The organism is Nocardia arthritidis NBRC 100137 (assembly GCF_001612765.1).
Classification (GTDB): Bacteria; Actinomycetota; Actinomycetes; order Mycobacteriales; family Mycobacteriaceae; genus Nocardia; species Nocardia arthritidis.
This window is the reverse complement of record NZ_BDBB01000005.1, coordinates 231,433-247,294: the sequence shown is the minus strand read 5'-3', so window position 1 is coordinate 247,294 and position 15,862 is coordinate 231,433. Positions and strand designations below refer to the sequence as shown.

15 protein-coding genes and 1 pseudogene are annotated in these 15,862 nt (G+C 69.0%); 12 read left to right on the top strand and 4 right to left on the bottom strand.

The window, feature by feature from the left end; genetic code table 11:
• The first annotated feature begins 104 nt into the window (after positions 1 to 104).
• Positions 105 to 320, top strand: a complete 216-nt coding sequence (locus NA8_RS05295; RefSeq protein WP_063049210.1) for a hypothetical protein — start codon at positions 105 to 107, stop codon at positions 318 to 320.
• A gap of 3 nt (positions 321 to 323) precedes the next feature.
• Here NA8_RS05295 and NA8_RS05290 read toward each other — a convergent pair whose 3' ends face one another.
• Complete coding sequence (locus tag NA8_RS05290; RefSeq protein WP_063049209.1) at positions 324 to 1,289, bottom strand: AraC-like ligand-binding domain-containing protein; 966 nt, start codon at positions 1,287 to 1,289, stop codon at positions 324 to 326.
• A 240-nt stretch (positions 1,290 to 1,529) separates the two neighbouring features.
• Between NA8_RS05290 and NA8_RS05280 the strand changes: the two genes are divergently transcribed.
• From NA8_RS05280 to NA8_RS05260, 5 genes and pseudogenes are all read left to right on the top strand, one after another.
• Positions 1,530 to 2,351, top strand: coding sequence for an alpha/beta fold hydrolase (locus tag NA8_RS05280; protein ID WP_063049207.1), 822 nt, complete (start codon positions 1,530 to 1,532; stop codon positions 2,349 to 2,351).
• Positions 2,352 to 2,365: 14 nt separating this feature from the next.
• Positions 2,366 to 2,913 (top strand): annotated as a pseudogene (locus NA8_RS32465) (alpha/beta fold hydrolase).
• Positions 2,914 to 3,063: 150 nt separating this feature from the next.
• On the top strand, positions 3,064 to 4,095 hold the full coding sequence (gene hrcA, locus NA8_RS05270) for a heat-inducible transcriptional repressor HrcA (protein WP_063049205.1): 1,032 nt from the start codon (positions 3,064 to 3,066) through the stop codon (positions 4,093 to 4,095).
• A 152-nt stretch (positions 4,096 to 4,247) separates the two neighbouring features.
• Positions 4,248 to 5,399 carry a molecular chaperone DnaJ gene (dnaJ, locus tag NA8_RS05265; RefSeq protein ID WP_040865605.1) on the top strand — a complete coding sequence of 384 codons (1,152 nt, stop codon included), beginning with the start codon at positions 4,248 to 4,250 and terminating at the stop codon, positions 5,397 to 5,399.
• The gene (locus NA8_RS05260; protein ID WP_063049204.1) at positions 5,400 to 6,140 is read left to right on the top strand and encodes a 16S rRNA (uracil(1498)-N(3))-methyltransferase; all 741 of its coding nucleotides are present in this window, start codon (positions 5,400 to 5,402) and stop codon (positions 6,138 to 6,140) included. It begins immediately after the preceding gene.
• Between the two features lie 40 nt (positions 6,141 to 6,180).
• Here the strand turns inward: NA8_RS05260 and NA8_RS05255 are convergent, their stop codons facing one another.
• On the bottom strand, positions 6,181 to 7,425 hold the full coding sequence (locus tag NA8_RS05255) for an MFS transporter (RefSeq protein ID WP_063049203.1): 1,245 nt from the start codon (positions 7,423 to 7,425) through the stop codon (positions 6,181 to 6,183).
• A gap of 100 nt (positions 7,426 to 7,525) precedes the next feature.
• Here NA8_RS05255 and NA8_RS05250 point away from each other — a divergent pair, with 100 nt between their 5' ends.
• The 6 genes from NA8_RS05250 (at position 7,526) to era (ending at position 12,904) form a co-directional block, all read left to right on the top strand.
• Positions 7,526 to 8,428: a LysR family transcriptional regulator gene (locus NA8_RS05250; RefSeq protein WP_063049202.1), complete on the top strand. Its 903-nt coding sequence runs from the start codon at positions 7,526 to 7,528 to the stop codon at positions 8,426 to 8,428.
• Positions 8,429 to 8,580: 152 nt separating this feature from the next.
• Positions 8,581 to 9,642, top strand: coding sequence for a PhoH family protein (locus tag NA8_RS05245; protein WP_063049262.1), 1,062 nt, complete (start codon positions 8,581 to 8,583; stop codon positions 9,640 to 9,642).
• Positions 9,643 to 9,704: 62 nt separating this feature from the next.
• A complete protein-coding gene (gene ybeY, locus NA8_RS05240) occupies positions 9,705 to 10,259 on the top strand; it encodes an rRNA maturation RNase YbeY (protein WP_063049201.1) in 555 nt (184 codons plus the stop codon).
• Positions 10,256 to 11,620 (top strand): hemolysin family protein, encoded by a 1,365-nt coding sequence (locus NA8_RS05235; protein ID WP_063049200.1) that lies wholly within the window; start codon positions 10,256 to 10,258, stop codon positions 11,618 to 11,620. Before ybeY ends, NA8_RS05235 begins: the two co-directional genes overlap by 4 nt.
• Positions 11,617 to 12,003: a cytidine deaminase-like protein gene (locus NA8_RS05230; RefSeq protein WP_063049199.1), complete on the top strand. Its 387-nt coding sequence runs from the start codon at positions 11,617 to 11,619 to the stop codon at positions 12,001 to 12,003. The genes NA8_RS05235 and NA8_RS05230 overlap by 4 nt, the downstream gene beginning before the upstream one ends.
• The gene (gene era, locus NA8_RS05225) at positions 11,996 to 12,904 is read left to right on the top strand and encodes a GTPase Era (RefSeq protein ID WP_063049198.1); all 909 of its coding nucleotides are present in this window, start codon (positions 11,996 to 11,998) and stop codon (positions 12,902 to 12,904) included. Before NA8_RS05230 ends, era begins: the two co-directional genes overlap by 8 nt.
• Positions 12,905 to 12,974: 70 nt before the next feature.
• Here the strand turns inward: era and NA8_RS05220 are convergent, their stop codons facing one another.
• Together NA8_RS05220 and NA8_RS05215 are read right to left on the bottom strand one after the other, a co-directional pair.
• On the bottom strand, positions 12,975 to 13,763 hold the full coding sequence (locus tag NA8_RS05220) for a hypothetical protein (RefSeq protein WP_157106541.1): 789 nt from the start codon (positions 13,761 to 13,763) through the stop codon (positions 12,975 to 12,977).
• 391 nt (positions 13,764 to 14,154) lie between these two features.
• A complete protein-coding gene (locus tag NA8_RS05215; protein WP_063049196.1) occupies positions 14,155 to 15,582 on the bottom strand; it encodes an amidase in 1,428 nt (475 codons plus the stop codon).
• Between the last annotated feature and the right edge of the window lie 280 nt (positions 15,583 to 15,862).

Sequence of the window (15,862 nt, the reverse complement as noted above, 5' to 3'; positions counted from 1 at the left end):
GCGGTGGAAGATCACGAATTCATCGAGACGACGAACTTTTGTCTCATTGCGGTAACGCGGCGCCGACCGGCCGCGTAGTCTGCGACCAACCCCCAAGGAGACTTATGGCGTCGGCACGGCACATCACCCTTATCCATGAACCGGGCGAATTCGCGGAAGCGCGAGCGGCGGAGAAAGCGGAAAATGCGCGCCAGTGCGCCGTCGCCGCGCGCACCGTCGCCAGCTACGCGCAGAACGCCACCGACTGCGAATCGCTGCTGGCGATGCTCGGCCTCGACGCCCTCGCGGGCAAACAGGCGAGAATCGCCGACCGCGGCTGACCGCTACGGCTCGTCCGTGGCGAGCGCGATCCTGCGCCATTCCCGAGGCGAGCGTCCGTAGGCGGCGCGAAAACGCCGTGCGAAATGGCTCGGATCGCGAAAGCCCCGGCGTCGCGCGATCATCGCGATCGTCCGGTGCTTCTGATCCGGTCGCGCCAGATCGCCGCGCACCTGCTCCAGCCGCTGGCTGATGATCCACTGCTCCAGGCTGTACCCCGCGTTCGCGCAGATCTTGTACAGCTGCCGTACCGACATGTTGTGCGCCTTGGCGATCTGTTGCGCGCCGAGGTCGGGATCGGCCAGGTTGCGCCGGACATGGGCGCGAATGCGGGACAGCAGGATGTCGGTCGGGACGACGGCCCCGTTGCCGTCGTCTCCGCCCGCCGACAACAGCAGGCCCCGGATCAACTCGATGCTGGCGCAGCCGGACAGCGCGGCCGCCGGGTCGGCGCTGAGCGCGTCGGCGTCGGCGGTCAGCTGGACGATGTGGTTGGCCACCAGCCGGTAGTGCGGGCTGTCCTGCACCCTGGCCGCGGCCTGACTGATCAGCTCGGCGGGCAGGCCGAGTCGATCCAGCGGCACGTGCAGACAGGTCGAGGCCCCCTCACCGCGCCAGCCGAAATCATAGGGCGCGTTCAGGTCCATGACGTGCAGATCGCCCGGTCGCACCACGCGCCGGATGTCACCTTGGTCGTATCGACCCTCCCCCGCCTGCTGCACCGCGACCGCCAGCACCGGCGCGGGTGAGGTCCGAACCTGCTTCGGCGTCCGGACCAGCTGGACGGCCGAGGTACGGGCGCGGAACATGCTCGCCTCGCCGAACCGCCAGGCGTCGACCGTGGCGTGGACACGCTCTTCCGGCCCGTCCAGCACCACATGGGACGGGACCGATGCCTCCTGCAGCGCCGCGGCCACTGCGGCCATTCGCTCGTGCGGCGCGATGGTGTCCGAATCGAACACGACCGTCATCACAGCCTCCGTCGCAAATGAGACAGATTCGGCAATCCTCGCACGGCGCCCCCGATCCGCCCGTGCATTCTGAGCCGAAGATCGTGCACGGACAGTCGTTTTTCCGGCAGTCGCCCGTCATACGCTGTCGAACGGCGATCGACCGAGTCCGAGTCCGCTTCGGCCCAGGAGCCGCGCCGGTGCGGCCGCAAGTCCGGTGACGCGTAATCCGACCATCCAGCCAGATCGAAGGGAACTGCCATGCCGACGATCACCACCCCCGATGGCGTCGAGATCTACTACAAGGACTGGGGCGCGGGGCGTCCCGTGGTGTTCAGCCACGGCTGGCCGCTGAACGGGGATGCCTGGGACAACCAGATGAATCTGGTGGCGAGCAACGGCTATCGCGCCATCGCGCACGACCGGCGCGCGCACGGCCGCTCCAGCGACGTGTGGGACGGGCACGACATGGACCACTACGCCGACGACCTCGCCGCGGTGCTCAACGAGTTGGACGTCAGGGACGTGACTCTGGTCGGGCACTCGACCGGCGGCGGGGAGGTGACCAGGTACCTCTCCAGGCACGGCACCTCGCGCGTCGCCAAGGCCGTGCTGCTCGGTGCCGTTCCGCCGTTGATGCTGCGGACCGGCGGCAATCCGGAAGGGACGCCGATCGCGGCGTTCGATGACATCCGCGCCGGTGTGGCCGCCGATCGATCGCAGTTCTGGAAGGACCTGTCGGTCCCGTTCTACGGCGCCAACCGCGCGGAATCGAAAGTCTCGCAAGGGCTGCGCGACCACTTCTGGCTGATGGGCATGCAGGTCGGACTCAAGGGCGCGTTGGACTGCGTGAAGGCGTTCTCCGAGACCGATTTCACCGCCGAGCTGCCGAGCATCGACATCCCGGTGCTGGTGGCGCACGGCGACGACGACCAGATCGTGCCGTTCGCCGCCGCGGGCGCCAAGACGGCGAAATTGCTGCCCCGAGCCCAGTTGAAGGTGTATCCGGGCGCCCCGCACGGCCTGTGTGGTGACTATGAGAAAGCGTTCGACGCCGATCTGCTGGACTTCCTGAAGCAGTGAGGAGCGCAGAACCGATGACGAGCAAACATTGCCTGCGCCGGGCCGTGGCCGTGCTCGCCCTCGCGCTCGCCGCCGCGGCGTCGGCGGGGCCCGCGCAGGCGCAGCCGCTGCCCACCATCGTGCTCGTGCACGGCGCCTTCGCTGACACCACCAGCTGGAACGGCGTCGCCGCCGTGCTGCGCGAGCGCGGCTATCGCGTCGTCACGCCGGAGACGACGCCACGGGTGTCGCCGGGAAGAATGTGGACGGTTATGTCGCGCCCGACAGCTTCAACGACGTCTTCGCCCAGGACGTCGCTCCGGCGACCGCGGCCGGCATGATCGCCCACCAGCACTCCATCGCGGTGAAGGCCGACCTCGAGCCCTCCGGGCCGCCTTCCTGGTCGGGCACCCCGAGCTGGTATCTGGTCTCGGCGGCGGACCGGGTCATCCCGCCGTCCTCGCAGCGCTTCATGGCTCAGCGGATGGGAGCGCGAACCAGTGAGATCGACGCCTCCCATGCCTCGCTCGTCTCCCGGCCCGACGCCGTGGCCGCGCTGATCGACCGCGCCGTTTCCCGCTGACATAGGAGGCGTTGCGGGCGAGCGCTCCGGGTACCGACAATTAGACTGACGGAACGGACGAACCGTGATTCGCCCGCGATGTGTGGTGGCCGCGGTGCGCCGGCGCCGGGTACGGCGTGATCGGAGACGAACAGCGAGGAGGTGGGGCCGATGTCGAGCACCGAGGATCGGCGCTTCGAGGTCCTGCGCGCGATCGTCGCGGACTATGTCGCGACCAAGGAACCGATCGGGTCGAAAACGCTGGTCGAGCGGCACAACCTGGGTGTTTCCAGCGCGACGGTGCGCAACGACATGGCTGTGCTCGAGGCCGAGGGCTACATCACCCAGCCGCACACCAGTTCCGGGCGCATACCCACGGACAAGGGCTATCGGCAGTTCGTCGATCGGATCTCCGAAGTGAAGCCGCTGTCGGCGGCGGAGCGCAGGGCGATCATGGAGTTCCTGGAGTCCGGTGTCGATCTCGACGACGTGCTGCGCCGGGGCGTCCGTTTGCTGGCCCAGCTGACCAGGCAGGTCGCCGTTGTGCAGTACCCGACGGTCTCGGCGTCCACGGTCCGCCACATCGAGGTGGTCGCGCTCAATCCCGCGCGCCTGCTGCTGGTGGTGATCACCGACACCGGCCGGGTCGATCAGCGTCTGGTGGAACTCGGCGCGCTGATCGATGACGAGGACCTGGCCGCGCTGCGCGGCATGCTCGGCGGCGCGATGGACGGCAAACGCCTGGCCTCGGCCTCGGCGGCGGTCGCCGAGCTACCCGAACACGCGCCGGTGCGGCTGCGCGACGTGCTGGTGCGGGTGTCCACGGTGCTGGTGGAGACCCTGGTGGAGCACCCCGAGGAGCGATTGGTGCTCGGCGGCACCGCCAACCTCACCCGCAACGCCGCCGACTTCGGTTTCCCCGGCTCGCTGCGCGCGGTCCTGGAGGCGCTGGAGGAACAGGTCATCGTGCTCAAGCTGCTCGCCGCGGCCCAGCAGCCGGGGACGGTCACGGTGCGGATCGGCGAGGAGACGCAGGTAGAGCAGATGCGCGGCACGTCGGTGGTGTCCACCGGCTACGGCGCGGCGGGAGCGGTGCTCGGTGGAATGGGAGTGCTCGGCCCGACCAGGATGGACTACCCGGGCACGATCGCATCGGTGGCGGCCGTCGCCCGATACATCGGCGAGGTCCTCGCCGAGCGCTGACCTGACCAGCGCGGGGAGACGCCACTGCTACGCTCGAACTTTCGGCCGGATAAAGTTGAGTGCACAAGACTAATGCTGTTGCCGGCGCGCTTCGAACGCGGCGCGGGCACCGGCGGGCACCGTCGAGAACGACCAAGGACTAGAGAACTCAAGTGGCACGGGACTACTACGGACTGCTCGGCGTCGCGAAGAACGCGACCGATCAGGAGATCAAGCGGGCCTACCGCAAGCTGGCGCGTGAGCTCCACCCCGACGTCAACCCCGACGAGGCGGCGCAGGCCAGGTTCAAGGAAGTGTCGACCGCCTACGAGGTGCTGTCGGACCCGGAGAAGCGGCGCATCGTCGACATGGGCGGCGACCCGCTGGAATCCGGCGGCGGCGGGGCCGGATTCAACGGCGCGGGCTTCGGCGGACTCGGCGACGTGTTCGAGGCGTTCTTCGGCGGCATGAGCGGATCGGCCGGTGCGCGCAAGCCGCGCGGCCGCGTCCAGCCCGGCGCCGACTCGCTGATCCGCACCCGGCTCAGCCTGGCCGAGTGCGCGGTCGGCGTGACCAAGCACCTCACCGTGGACACCGCGATCCTGTGCGACATCTGCCAGGGCTCCGGCACCAACGGCAACTCCAAGCCGGTGCGCTGCGAAACCTGCGGCGGCGCGGGCGAAGTCCAGTCCGTGCAACGGTCCTTCCTCGGCCAGGTGCTGACCTCGCGCCCGTGCCCCACCTGCCGCGGCGCGGGCGAGACCATCCCCGACCCGTGCCACAAGTGCGGTGGCGACGGCAGGGTGCGGGCGCGCCGCGAGATCGCCGCCCCTATTCCCGCCGGCGTCGCGAACGGCATGCGGGTGCGGCTGGCCGCGCAGGGCGAGGTGGGCCCGGGCGGCGGTCACGCCGGTGACCTGTATGTCGAGATCGTGGAGCAGCCGCACGACGTCTTCGTCCGGGACGGCGACGATCTGCACTGCACCATCCGGGTGCCGATGGTCGACGCGGCGCTGGGCACCACCGTCGTGATCGACACCATCCTCGACGGTCCCACCGAGCTGACCATTCCGGCGGGCACCCAGCCCGGCGAGATCTCGGTGCTGCGCGGGCACGGCATGCCGCGGCTGCGCTCCGGCGCGCGCGGCGACCTGCTCGCGCACTTGGACATCGTGATCCCGGCCAAGCTGGACAGCAAGCAGACCGAACTGCTGCGCAAGTACAAGGGAATGCGGGAGCGCGAACGCGCCGAGGTGATGTCGGCGCAGTCCGAGCACAACAGCGGCCTGTTCGCGCGGCTGCGCGCCTCGTTCAGCGGGCGCTAGGTGGCCGCGACGGTCTTCTACCTCGACGAGGTGCCGGAGCCGGGTGCGGTCGCGGTGCTCGACGGGCCGGAGGGCAGGCACGCCGCCACGGTGCGCCGTATCCGGGTCGGCGAGCCGATCACCCTTTCCGATGGGCGCGGCGTACTCGCCGAATCGGAGGTCGTCGCCGCGCACCGTGACCGGCTCGAGCTGGCGGTGCGCGACCGGAGGCTGGCGACCCCGCCGACCCCGCCGGTGACCGTCGTGCAGGCGCTGCCGAAATCCGACCGTTCGGAGTTGGCGGTCGAGCTGATGACCGAGGCGGGCGCCGACTTCGTCGTTCCCTGGCAGGCCGCGCGCTGCGTCGCGAACTGGGAGGGCAAGGCCGCCAAAGGGGTCGACAAGTGGCGGGCCGCGGCGCGTTCGGCCGCCCGGCAGTCTCGCCGCGCCTACATCCCGGAAGTCGCCGGCCTGCACCGCACAAAAGAGCTGCTGGGGCTGGTCCGGAAGGCCAAGGCCGACGGCGCGATCGTCGCGGCGCTGCACGAATCCGGTACCGCCCGCTTCACCGCATTGCCCTTCGCCGACGCCCGCGAAGTCGTCCTCGTGGTTGGCCCGGAAGGCGGGCTGGACGACGCGGAACTCACCGCCTTGACCGAAGCGGGTGCGGACGTGACCTTGCTGGGTCCCACGGTGCTGCGGACCTCCACCGCGGCGGCGGTCGCCCTCGGCGCTCTCGGCGCGCTGACTCCGCGCTGGTGACGATTCCCCCGTGTGGCGCGACAATCGGTGCGGTGCTCGGTCAGACCCGGCCAGGTGCCGCTTCCAAGGCGGGAGCGGCGCGCGTCGCCGCCTCGCGCTGCGCTCGATGCGATACGCCCAGCAGTAACGCCGCGACGACCATCAGGAAGCCGATGCCGCAGGCCAGGCCGAGCCACCCGGCGCGGGCGTAGGCGATGCCCGCCGCGCCGCCGATGAGCGCGCTACCGAGGTAGTAGGCGAACAGGTACAGCGACGACGCCGCGCCCCGATTGCCTTCGGCCATCGCGCCCACCCATGCGCTCGCCGCGGTGTGCGCACCGAAAAACCCTGCGGTGTAGAGCAATACACCGAGTATCACGGTACCGAGGTGATCGGGAATCGTGAGGACGAGCCCGATTGTCATCGCCACCAGTGAGATCGTGAGCACCCACTGCCTGCCGATCCGATCGGTCAGCCGTCCGGACGCCGCCGAGGCCGCCGTTCCGGCCAGATACAGCACGAACACCAGCCCTGCCAGCGCTTCCGGCAAGCTGAACGGTGCCCTGGCCAGCCGGTAGCCGAGATAGTTGTACATCGAGACGAACCCGCCCATCAGCACGAATGCCAGCCCGAACAGCGCGAGCAGCCCGCGATGGCGCAACTGGCTGCCCAGGTCACCGAGCACCGTGCGGATACCGGCGGGCCGCTGGACGAAGCCGCGAGAGGGCGGCAGCCACCGGACGAACCACACGGTGCAGGCCGCGGCGGCGAGGGAGGCCACTGCCAGCGCCCACCGCCAGGACGCGAGGTCCGAGGTGAACGCCGGAATCAGCCGCCCGGCCAGCCCACCGATCGTGGTGCCCGCCACATAGATGCCCATCGCGGCGCCCAACCCGTCCCCGTTGATCTCCTCGGCGAGATAGGCCATCGCCACCGCGGGCACACCGGCCAGCGCGACGCCCTGCAGCGCGCGTCCGGCGAGCAGCACATCCAGTGTGGGGCTCAGCGGTAGCAGCAGACCGATCACCGCCGCCGCGACGGCGGAACCGGCCATCACCCTGGTCCGGCCGATCCGCGACGAGAGTGCGCTCACCGGGATGATCGCCAGCGCGAGGAATCCGGTCGTGAGCGAGACCGCCAGCGCCGCCCGCGCGGGCGGCGCGCCGAACGCGGCCGAGAGGCTCGGCAGCAGCGCTTGGGCGCTGTACATGGAGGCGAAGGTCGTCAAGCCGGCCGCGAACAGCGCGGTGGTGATCCTGCGGTCGTGGGCGGCGTCCCGTGCCACCCCGCTCGAAGGCGTGGTCATGGCTTCCTCCTTTCGTTCAGGATCACCAGCCGTTATTGAGAACGGAAATGAATAATGAGAGCAGAGTTCATGTGCTGATCGCATATAGGGAGGCTGGGGCGTGCTGGGTGAGGATCTGGAGTGGTTCACGACACTCGCCGAACTGGAGCGGGTGGGTGCGGCCGCGGATCGGTTGCACCTCGCGCAGCCGACTCTGTCGCGCATGTTGGCCCGATTGGAACGCAGGGTTGGTGTCGAACTGTTCGATCGGCACGGGAAGCGGATCACTCTCAACGAGTTCGGGCGGATCTATTACGAACACGCCCGCCGCGCGCAATCGGAACTCGACGCAGCGAAACAGGCGCTCGCCGATCGGTCCAATCCGGCCGGGGGCATGGTGCGGCTGTCCTTTCAGCACTCCTTCGGCGGCTCGTTGGTGCCGCAGCTGATCAGCGGTTTCCGGCGCGTTTCCGGCCGGATCACGATCACCTTGTGGCAGGGCGCGGCCGAAGCGGTGACCGAGCGGGTGCTCGCGGGCGAAGCCGATCTGGGCATCGTCTCGCCCCGCCCCGCCGTGGCGGGCGTCGGCTGGCGCGCCGTGCTGCGCCAGCCGCTGGTCCTCGCGGTGCCGCCGGAACATCGATTGGCCGGGCGGCGGCAGGTCCGGCTCGCGGAGGTGGCCGACGCGGAGTTCGTCACCATGCACCACGGCTTCGGGATGCGGCGCATCTTCGACGAACTGTGCGCCGCCGCGGATATCCGTCCGAGGATCGCGTTCGAATCGAGTGATCTCGTCACCGTGGCCGGCCTGGTGTCGGCGGGGTTGGGGCTGGCCATCCTGCCGGACGAGGACCCGCTGTCGGCGGGACCGCTGTCCGGCCCGGCCACGGTGCCGCTGGCGGACGCGGGCGCCGCTCGCGCGGTGGGGCTGGTCTGGTCCGCCGCGGCGACGCCACCGGACGCGGTGCGACGCTTTCGTGACTTCACCGAGGATTGGGCGCGGCGACGTGGGGGAATCCCGTGAGGACCCGATTGTGCCCGCAGCATATTCACTGGGCGGTGTCGGTGGGGCGCGTTAAACTTCTCTCCATACAGCAGTCGAGACCGGAAAGCAGGCTATAGCCACTTTTGAGAACACAAGGCGAGATCGGCGACCCGGCCACCCCAGCGGCGGGCATCGGCGCCGGCGACAACGGCTCGGGTCCCGCAGCGCGCACCGTGCGCTCGAGTATCGAACTCGCTCCCGAATCCGTGTTCCCCTTCCTCGGTTCGGCCGACCAGAACCTTCGTGAACTGGAAACGCTGCTCGACGCGGACATCCACGTCCGCGGCAATTCCGTGACGCTCACCGGCAAGGCGGCCGATGTCGCGCTCGCCGAGCGGGTGATCGAGCAGCTCGTCGCGCTCACGGGCCGCAACCGCGTGGTGACGCCCGAGGCCGTTCGGCACACCGTGTCCATGCTCACCGAGGGCTCCAGCGACTCCCCCGCGGAGGTGCTCAGCCTGGACATCCTGTCCCGGCGTGGCAAGACCATCCGGCCCAAGACGCTGAACCAGAAGCGCTACGTCGACGCGATCGACGCCAACACCATCGTGTTCGGCATCGGTCCCGCCGGTACCGGCAAGACCTATCTGGCCATGGCCAAGGCGGTTCAGGCGCTGCAGTCCAAGTCGGTCAACCGGATCATCCTCACCCGCCCGGCGGTCGAGGCGGGGGAGCGGCTCGGCTTCCTGCCCGGCACGCTGAACGAGAAGATCGATCCGTACCTGCGCCCGCTCTACGACGCGCTGCACGACATGATGGATCCGGAGGCCATTCCGAAGCTGATGGCGGCCGGTGTCATCGAGGTCGCGCCGCTGGCCTACATGCGCGGACGCACACTGAACGATTCGTTCATCATCCTCGACGAGGCGCAGAACACCACCGCCGAGCAGATGAAGATGTTCCTCACCCGCCTCGGCTTCGGCTCCAAGATCGTGGTGACCGGTGACGTGACACAGGTCGATCTGCCGAACGGCGCTCGGTCCGGCCTGCGCGCCGCCAGCGAGATCCTCACCGAGATCGAAGACATCCACTTTGCGGAGCTGACCAGCAGCGACGTGGTCCGCCACCGGCTGGTCTCCGACATCGTCGACGCCTACGACCGCTTCGAGGCCCAGACGCGCCCGCAGGTCGCCCCGCATTACGCGGGCAATCGGGCGCAGCGCCGCGCGGCGAACCGGTCGGACCGGCGATAACTCGTCTCGCCGGGCGGGGCTCCGCTCCGCCGACGCGACAGCGAGGATCGTAGGCTGTTCGGGTGAGCATCGAGATCGCCAACGAGTCGGGTATCGACGTACCCGAAGAAGAGCTGGTCAGCGTCGCGCGGTTCGTGATCGCCCGGATGGACGTGCACCCAGCCGCGGAGCTGTCGATGGTGCTCGTCGATCTCGACACCATGGCCGATCTGCACATGCGCTGGATGGACCTACCCGGCCCGACCGACGTCATGTCCTTCCCGATGGACGAGCTCGAGCCGGGCGGGCGGCCCGACAGCCCCGAACCCGGCCCGTCCATGCTCGGCGACATCGTGTTGTGCCCGGAATTCGCCGCCGGGCAGGCGCGCAAGGCCGGGCACTCCCTGGATCACGAACTCGCCCTGCTCACCGTGCACGGCGTCCTGCACCTGCTCGGCTACGACCACGCCGAGCCGGAGGAGGAGAAGGAGATGTTCGCCTTGCAGGCCCGGCTGCTCGAGGAGTGGTACGAGAGCCTGCGGGAAGCTCGGCGGCGCGCCGAGCTGGCCGAACGCGACGCGCGGTTGCTGGGTAAGGCGGGCTTCACCACACCGGGCGATTCCCTGGGTCAAGCGTGAATTCGCTGACCCTTGTTCTGCTCGCGGTCCTGCTCATCTCGGTGGGAGGGGTCTTCGCCGGTGTCGATTCCGCCCTGAACACGATCTCACCCGCTCGCGTCGACGACATGATGCGCGCCGACCGGCCCGGCGCGGTGCGGTTGAGCCGGGTCGTCGCCGACCGGGCGCGCTACGTGAATCTCATGGTGCTGCTGCGCATCCTGTGCGAGATCGGCGCCACGGTGCTGCTGGCGGCGGGGCTGATGACGGTCTGGGGGAAGAACTGGGCGCTGCTGGTCACCGCGCTGGTGATGGTGCTGGTGTCCTACGTGGTGATCGGTGTCGGCCCGCGTACGCTGGGCCGGCAGCACGCGTACTCCATCGCGCTGGCTGCGGCCTTGCCGCTGCAATTCATCGGCGCGCTACTCGGCCCGCTGAGCAGGCTGCTGATCCTCATCGGTAACGCGATCACTCCGGGTAAGGGCTTTCGCAACGGCCCCTTCGCTTCGGAGATCGAGCTGCGCGAGGTGGTCGAGATGGCCGGTGAGCGCGGCGTGGTCGCCGACGACGAACGGCGCATGATCCAGTCGGTCTTCGAACTCGGCGACACACCGGCGCGTGCGGTGATGGTGCCGCGCACCGAGATGGTCTGGATCGAAGCGGACAAGACCGCGGCGCAGGCGATGTCGCTGGCGGTGCGTTCCGGGCATTCGCGGATCCCGGTGATCGGCGAGAACGTCGACGACATCCTCGGCGTGGTCTATTTGAAGGATTTGGTGCCCTACACCGATCGCAGCCGCAAGGTACGGGTGCGCGAGGTGATGCGGCCCGCGGTGTTCATGCCCGACTCCAAACCGCTCGACAGCCTGCTCGACGAGATGCAGCGCAGGCGCAACCACATGGCGTTGCTGGTGGACGAGTACGGCGGCATCGCGGGCCTGGTGACCATCGAGGACGTGCTCGAGGAGATCGTCGGTGAGATCGCCGACGAGTACGACACCGACGAGACCCCGCCCATCGAGGATCTCGGTGACGGCCGTTATCGCGTCTCTGCCCGGTTGCCGGTGGAGGACCTCGGCGAGCTGTACGGATTGGAGATCGACGAGGAGGACGTCGACACCGTCGGCGGCCTGCTCGCACACGAGCTGGGGCGCGTGCCGCTGCCCGGGTCGAAGATCGAGGCGCACGGGCTGGTGCTGCGCGGCGAAGGCGGCGCGGACGCGCGGGGCCGGATGCGGGTGAACACCGTAGTGGTACGCAAAGCGCGCGAGAAGGTCCCCGCGGGGAAGACCAACGGGGACAATGCCAATGGCAAGCGCAAGGCCAACGGATCGGAGCGGGAGATCCCTGCCGATCGCGACGAGGACGGAGACAGCGAATGACCGAACTGGACGCCGAGGACAACAAGCTGGTGGTGCTGGCCCGGGGCGCACTCGGCCGTACCGGCGGGGCGAGCGGAGCGGCGATCCGGGACACCGACGGCCGCACCTACGCCGCCGGTGAGGTCACGCTGACCGCGCTGCGGCTGACGGCGCTGCAAGCCGCCGTGGCGGCGGCGTTGTCCAGCGGCGCGGAGGGATTCGAGGCGGCCGTCGTGGTCGGCGGGCGGTTGTCCGACTTCGGTGTGACCGCGGTGCGCGAGGTATCGGCGGAGGCGCGGATCATCTTCACCGACCGCGACGGCGCGGTGTTCGAGATCGTCGACGACTCCGCTGACGCGGCCGACGCGGTGAGCGCCGAATCCGGCGAGGTTCGCGGTGGCTGACGCGCGGGAATTCCGTTCCGGATTCGTCTGTTTCGTCGGTCGCCCGAACACCGGCAAGTCGACGCTGACCAACGCGCTGGTGGGTGCGAAGATCGCGATCACCTCCTCGCGCCCGCAAACCACCAGGCACACGATTCGCGGCATCGTGCACCGCGAGCACACGCAGTTGATCCTGGTCGACACCCCCGGTCTGCACCGCCCACGCACCCTGCTCGGCCAGCGGCTCAACGACCTTGTGCGCGACACCTATTCGGAAGTCGACGTGATCGCGCTGTGCATCCCGGCCGACGAGAAGATCGGTCCGGGCGACCGCTGGATCGTGCAGCAGATCAGGCAGATGGCGCCGAAGACCACGCTACTCGGCGTGGTCACCAAGATCGACAAGGTGAGCCGCGACCAGGTCGCCGGACAACTGTTGGCCGTGTCCCAGCTGCTCGGCCCGGATGCCGACGTGGTGCCGGTGTCGGCGGTCAAGGGCGAGCAGGTGGAGGTCCTCGTCGACGTCATCGCCTCGAAGATGCCGGAGGGCCCGGCGTTCTACCCCGACGGCGAGCTCACCGACGAGCCGGAGGAAACGCTGATGGCCGAGCTCATCCGCGAGGCCGCGCTCGAAGGCGTACGCGACGAACTGCCGCACTCACTGGCCGTGGTCATCGAGGAAGTCCTGCCCTACGAGGAGCGCGAGGACATGCTCGACGTACACGCCCTGCTCTACGTCGAGCGCCCCAGCCAGAAGGCCATCGTCATCGGCAAGGGCGGCTCCCGCCTGAAAGAAGTCGGCACCAACGCCCGCAAGCAGATCGAACACATCCTCGGCACCCGGATCTACCTGAACCTGCACGTGAAGGTGGCCAAGGACTGGCAGCGAGATCCCAAGCAGCTGGGCAAACTCGGGTTCTGAGCGGGTTCGGTCGTCGGGTGCAATGAAGACCCTCTGGGGACGGAGATGGCGGGCGCAGTGCTGTCGCTGCTCATGTCGCCAGGAAGGTTCTGATCGCTTCGTCGCTGGAGAGATGGTTGGCGCCGGTGGTGACGTCGATCGTCGGGTAGTTCCTGCGCACGGCGTCGGCGATGGTGGAGAGGCGATCGGCGACTACTGCGGGGTCGCGTAGCGCCTCTCGGCTCAAGCCTTCGAAGCCGGGGAACCCGTCGGCCACCAGGGTTACCTCGGGGTTGTTGATGATGTCGTCGTAAGTCTGGAATTCGACGCTGACGATCTTGGATGTGTCTACCCGGCCCGGGGTGGTGAATACGCGGTCGCTGACGCCTTCGATGAAGTTGGCCGCCGAATGCCCCTCTTCGATCATCGGATTCACCCGGATACGGTTGGCGTCGATACCCAAGACCATGCCAGCGGGGTGGAACCGCATCGTGCCGTCACGGACATCGGTCCAGCTGGTGATCGTTCCGTACACTCCGGCGATGTCCGTGCCGTCGGTCAGGTATACAACGTCTCCGGCGGTGCTATGCGACGCCGTGCGGATATAGCCATCCTCGGCTGCGGCTTCTCGTCCGCGAAATGCCCTGGGAAACACTTGATCGATTTGCCACAGGCGAGCGCCGTTGTAGAAACGATCCGGTGGCGCGGACCCGGGCCCCAGCAGCGGACGCGGGAATGACGGATCGCCGGTATCGAAGTTGTGGCGAAAACCTCTGTCGGCGTCGGAAAGTACTCGGGCCGCACCCTCGGCTTCACGAGCGAAGGGCCTGACGCCGTGCTCGGCATCAGCCCTCGCTATCCTCCTGATCTCGTTGCTCAAGTGTTGGGCGAAGCGGGCATATGCCCGTGCAATCAAGTCGGATCTGCTCAGCAAGACAACGCCTTCGGCCCTATCGCATCATCTAAGGCGTTACTGGCCTGCGGATACGTCTCCGCGGCGCTGAGTCGGCAGTAGTTCCTCGTCGAGCACCACCGAGACATGAGCGTCTACCGCATGACGGTCGGCCATCGGGGCCCCTCCTCGCGTTCCGGGTTCGGCCGAGAGTCGCGGCATCGGCACTCGGAACCCGGGAGGGCACTGTGGCGGCCGTACCGACACATGCGTGGACTCGGCGCATCCCACAAGGTACATCGCGCAGGTGGATGCCGAGCCTGATTCGGCACGTCGCTCGGTTCGGAACCGGCACGGCCCGAGCCGGATTCGAGTCAGATCACCACCAAGGGTCCGGGCGGTGGCGGTGCCATCGGAGTTCCGACTCGAGCTGGGCGGCCAACGAGATCAGCAGAGGTTCGGAATTCGCCGCGCCCATCAGTTGGGCCCCGACGGGGAGACCGGCGGTGGTGAAGCCGGCGGGGACGTTGACGCTCGGCCAGCCGAGGACATTCCAGGGCCAGGTGTAGGGGCAGGCCGCGGTGATGAGGTTGTTGGTGGCGTGGACGCCGATGCCGTCGATCTTCTCGGCGCGCGGCGGGGGAGTCGCGGTGGTGGGTGCGAGGACGACGTCGTAGTCGCGGAAGAAGTGGCCGATTCGCCTGTGCAGCAGGGGTTCCAGTTGCCGTGCCGCGTAAAGGGCGGGGCCGTCGAGTACGCGCCCGATCCGGGCGTTGGCGGCGGTGCGCGGGTCTACCTCGAGGCCGGGCATGCGGTGGTACACCCGCCGGATTCCGGCGAGTGAACGCGGCAGGAACGAGGCGCCGATCAGGATGCCGTAGTGCAGGTCGGCCACGGTCACGGTATGCCCGAGCTCGCGCAGAGTATCGGCGGTGCGTCGCACGGCTCGCTCGACCTCGGGATCCAGGGCGGTTCTGGTCGCGGTGAACGGAATACGCAGCGAGAGGGCGATGCGCAACCGGCCCGGATCGCGGTCCACCGCGTCCGAGGCGCTGATCGGCTCCGGCGTGTGCAAATCTCCCGGGTGTGGACCGGCCGCAGCGTCCAGCAGGAGCGCCGCGTCCGCGACGGTGCGCGCCAGCGGTCCGTTCACAGTGAGGCCGTAGAACGCTTCGGCCTCCGGCCAAGTCGAGATGCGTCCGCGCTGTGGCTTGATGCCGACCAGATTCGTCCAGGCGGCCGGGATGCGGATCGAGCCCGCGCCGTCGGACCCGAGGGCGGCCGGGACCAATCCGGCCGCGACGGCTGCCGAAGCGCCGCCGGAGGACCCGCCCGGCGTCCTGGTGCGGTCCCAGGGATTACGGGTGTGCCCGAACCACGCGGCGCTGGTGAACGGCCACTGGCCCAGTTCGCAGGTATTGGTCTTTCCGACGATCACCGCGCCCGCGGCGCGCAGGCGGCGGACCGATTCCGCGTCCTCGGTCTTCGGCGCGAAATCGCCGCCGCAGCCGAACGCGGTCGGCTCACCCGCGACATCCGTGTCGTCCTTCACCGCGACGGGCACCCCCAGCAGTGGCAGCCGTTCGCCCGCGGCCCAGCGCCGGTCGGCGTCGGCGGCCTCGGCCAGCGCCCGCTCGCGGCGCACGATCCGGAAGGCGTTGAGCGTGCCCTGGGCCGCGTCGATCCGATCCAGCGCCTCGCCGACCGCCTCGGTCGACGTGATCGCGCCGCCCGCGATCGCGGCCGCCAGTTCGGCCAGCCCCAGCCCCATCCGCCGCGTGCCGGGTGCGGGATCGGACACCGTCATGTGAGCTCCGTCTCGTCGTTATCCACCAGACGGTAGCGTGAAGTTGGTCAATCGTCCATATCGGTGCGCGGCCATGGGACCCCGCTCGGCCGTGGTGGGGAGGGAACCGGGGCGGTGCTCGCGGGGCGGGTCACCCACCTCCCCGGAGCGGTACGCGCCGCAGCGGCGATGTGGTGCTCGGGCGAGCTGCCCGACCGGAGGATCGCCTCAGTGAATGTGCTTGCACTCGCCGTAGGGCGCGCCCTGGGTGAGGTCGGCGGTCGAAGCTGTCTTCCGCTGA

What these genes read in the sequence shown, in the direction of transcription:
- NA8_RS05290 (WP_063049209.1), bottom strand. Translation starts at nt 1,289, where the DNA reads ATGACGGTCGTGTTCGATTCGGACACCATCGCGCCGCACGAGCGAATG.
- NA8_RS05255 (WP_063049203.1), bottom strand. Translation starts at nt 7,425, where the DNA reads ATGACCACGCCTTCGAGCGGGGTGGCACGGGACGCCGCCCACGACCGC.
- NA8_RS05295 (WP_063049210.1), top strand. Translation starts at nt 105, where the DNA reads ATGGCGTCGGCACGGCACATCACCCTTATCCATGAACCGGGCGAATTC.
- NA8_RS05280 (WP_063049207.1), top strand. Translation starts at nt 1,530, where the DNA reads ATGCCGACGATCACCACCCCCGATGGCGTCGAGATCTACTACAAGGAC.
- NA8_RS05215 (WP_063049196.1), bottom strand. Translation starts at nt 15,582, where the DNA reads ATGACGGTGTCCGATCCCGCACCCGGCACGCGGCGGATGGGGCTGGGG.
- hrcA (WP_063049205.1), top strand. Translation starts at nt 3,064, where the DNA reads ATGTCGAGCACCGAGGATCGGCGCTTCGAGGTCCTGCGCGCGATCGTC.
- NA8_RS05230 (WP_063049199.1), top strand. Translation starts at nt 11,617, where the DNA reads ATGACCGAACTGGACGCCGAGGACAACAAGCTGGTGGTGCTGGCCCGG.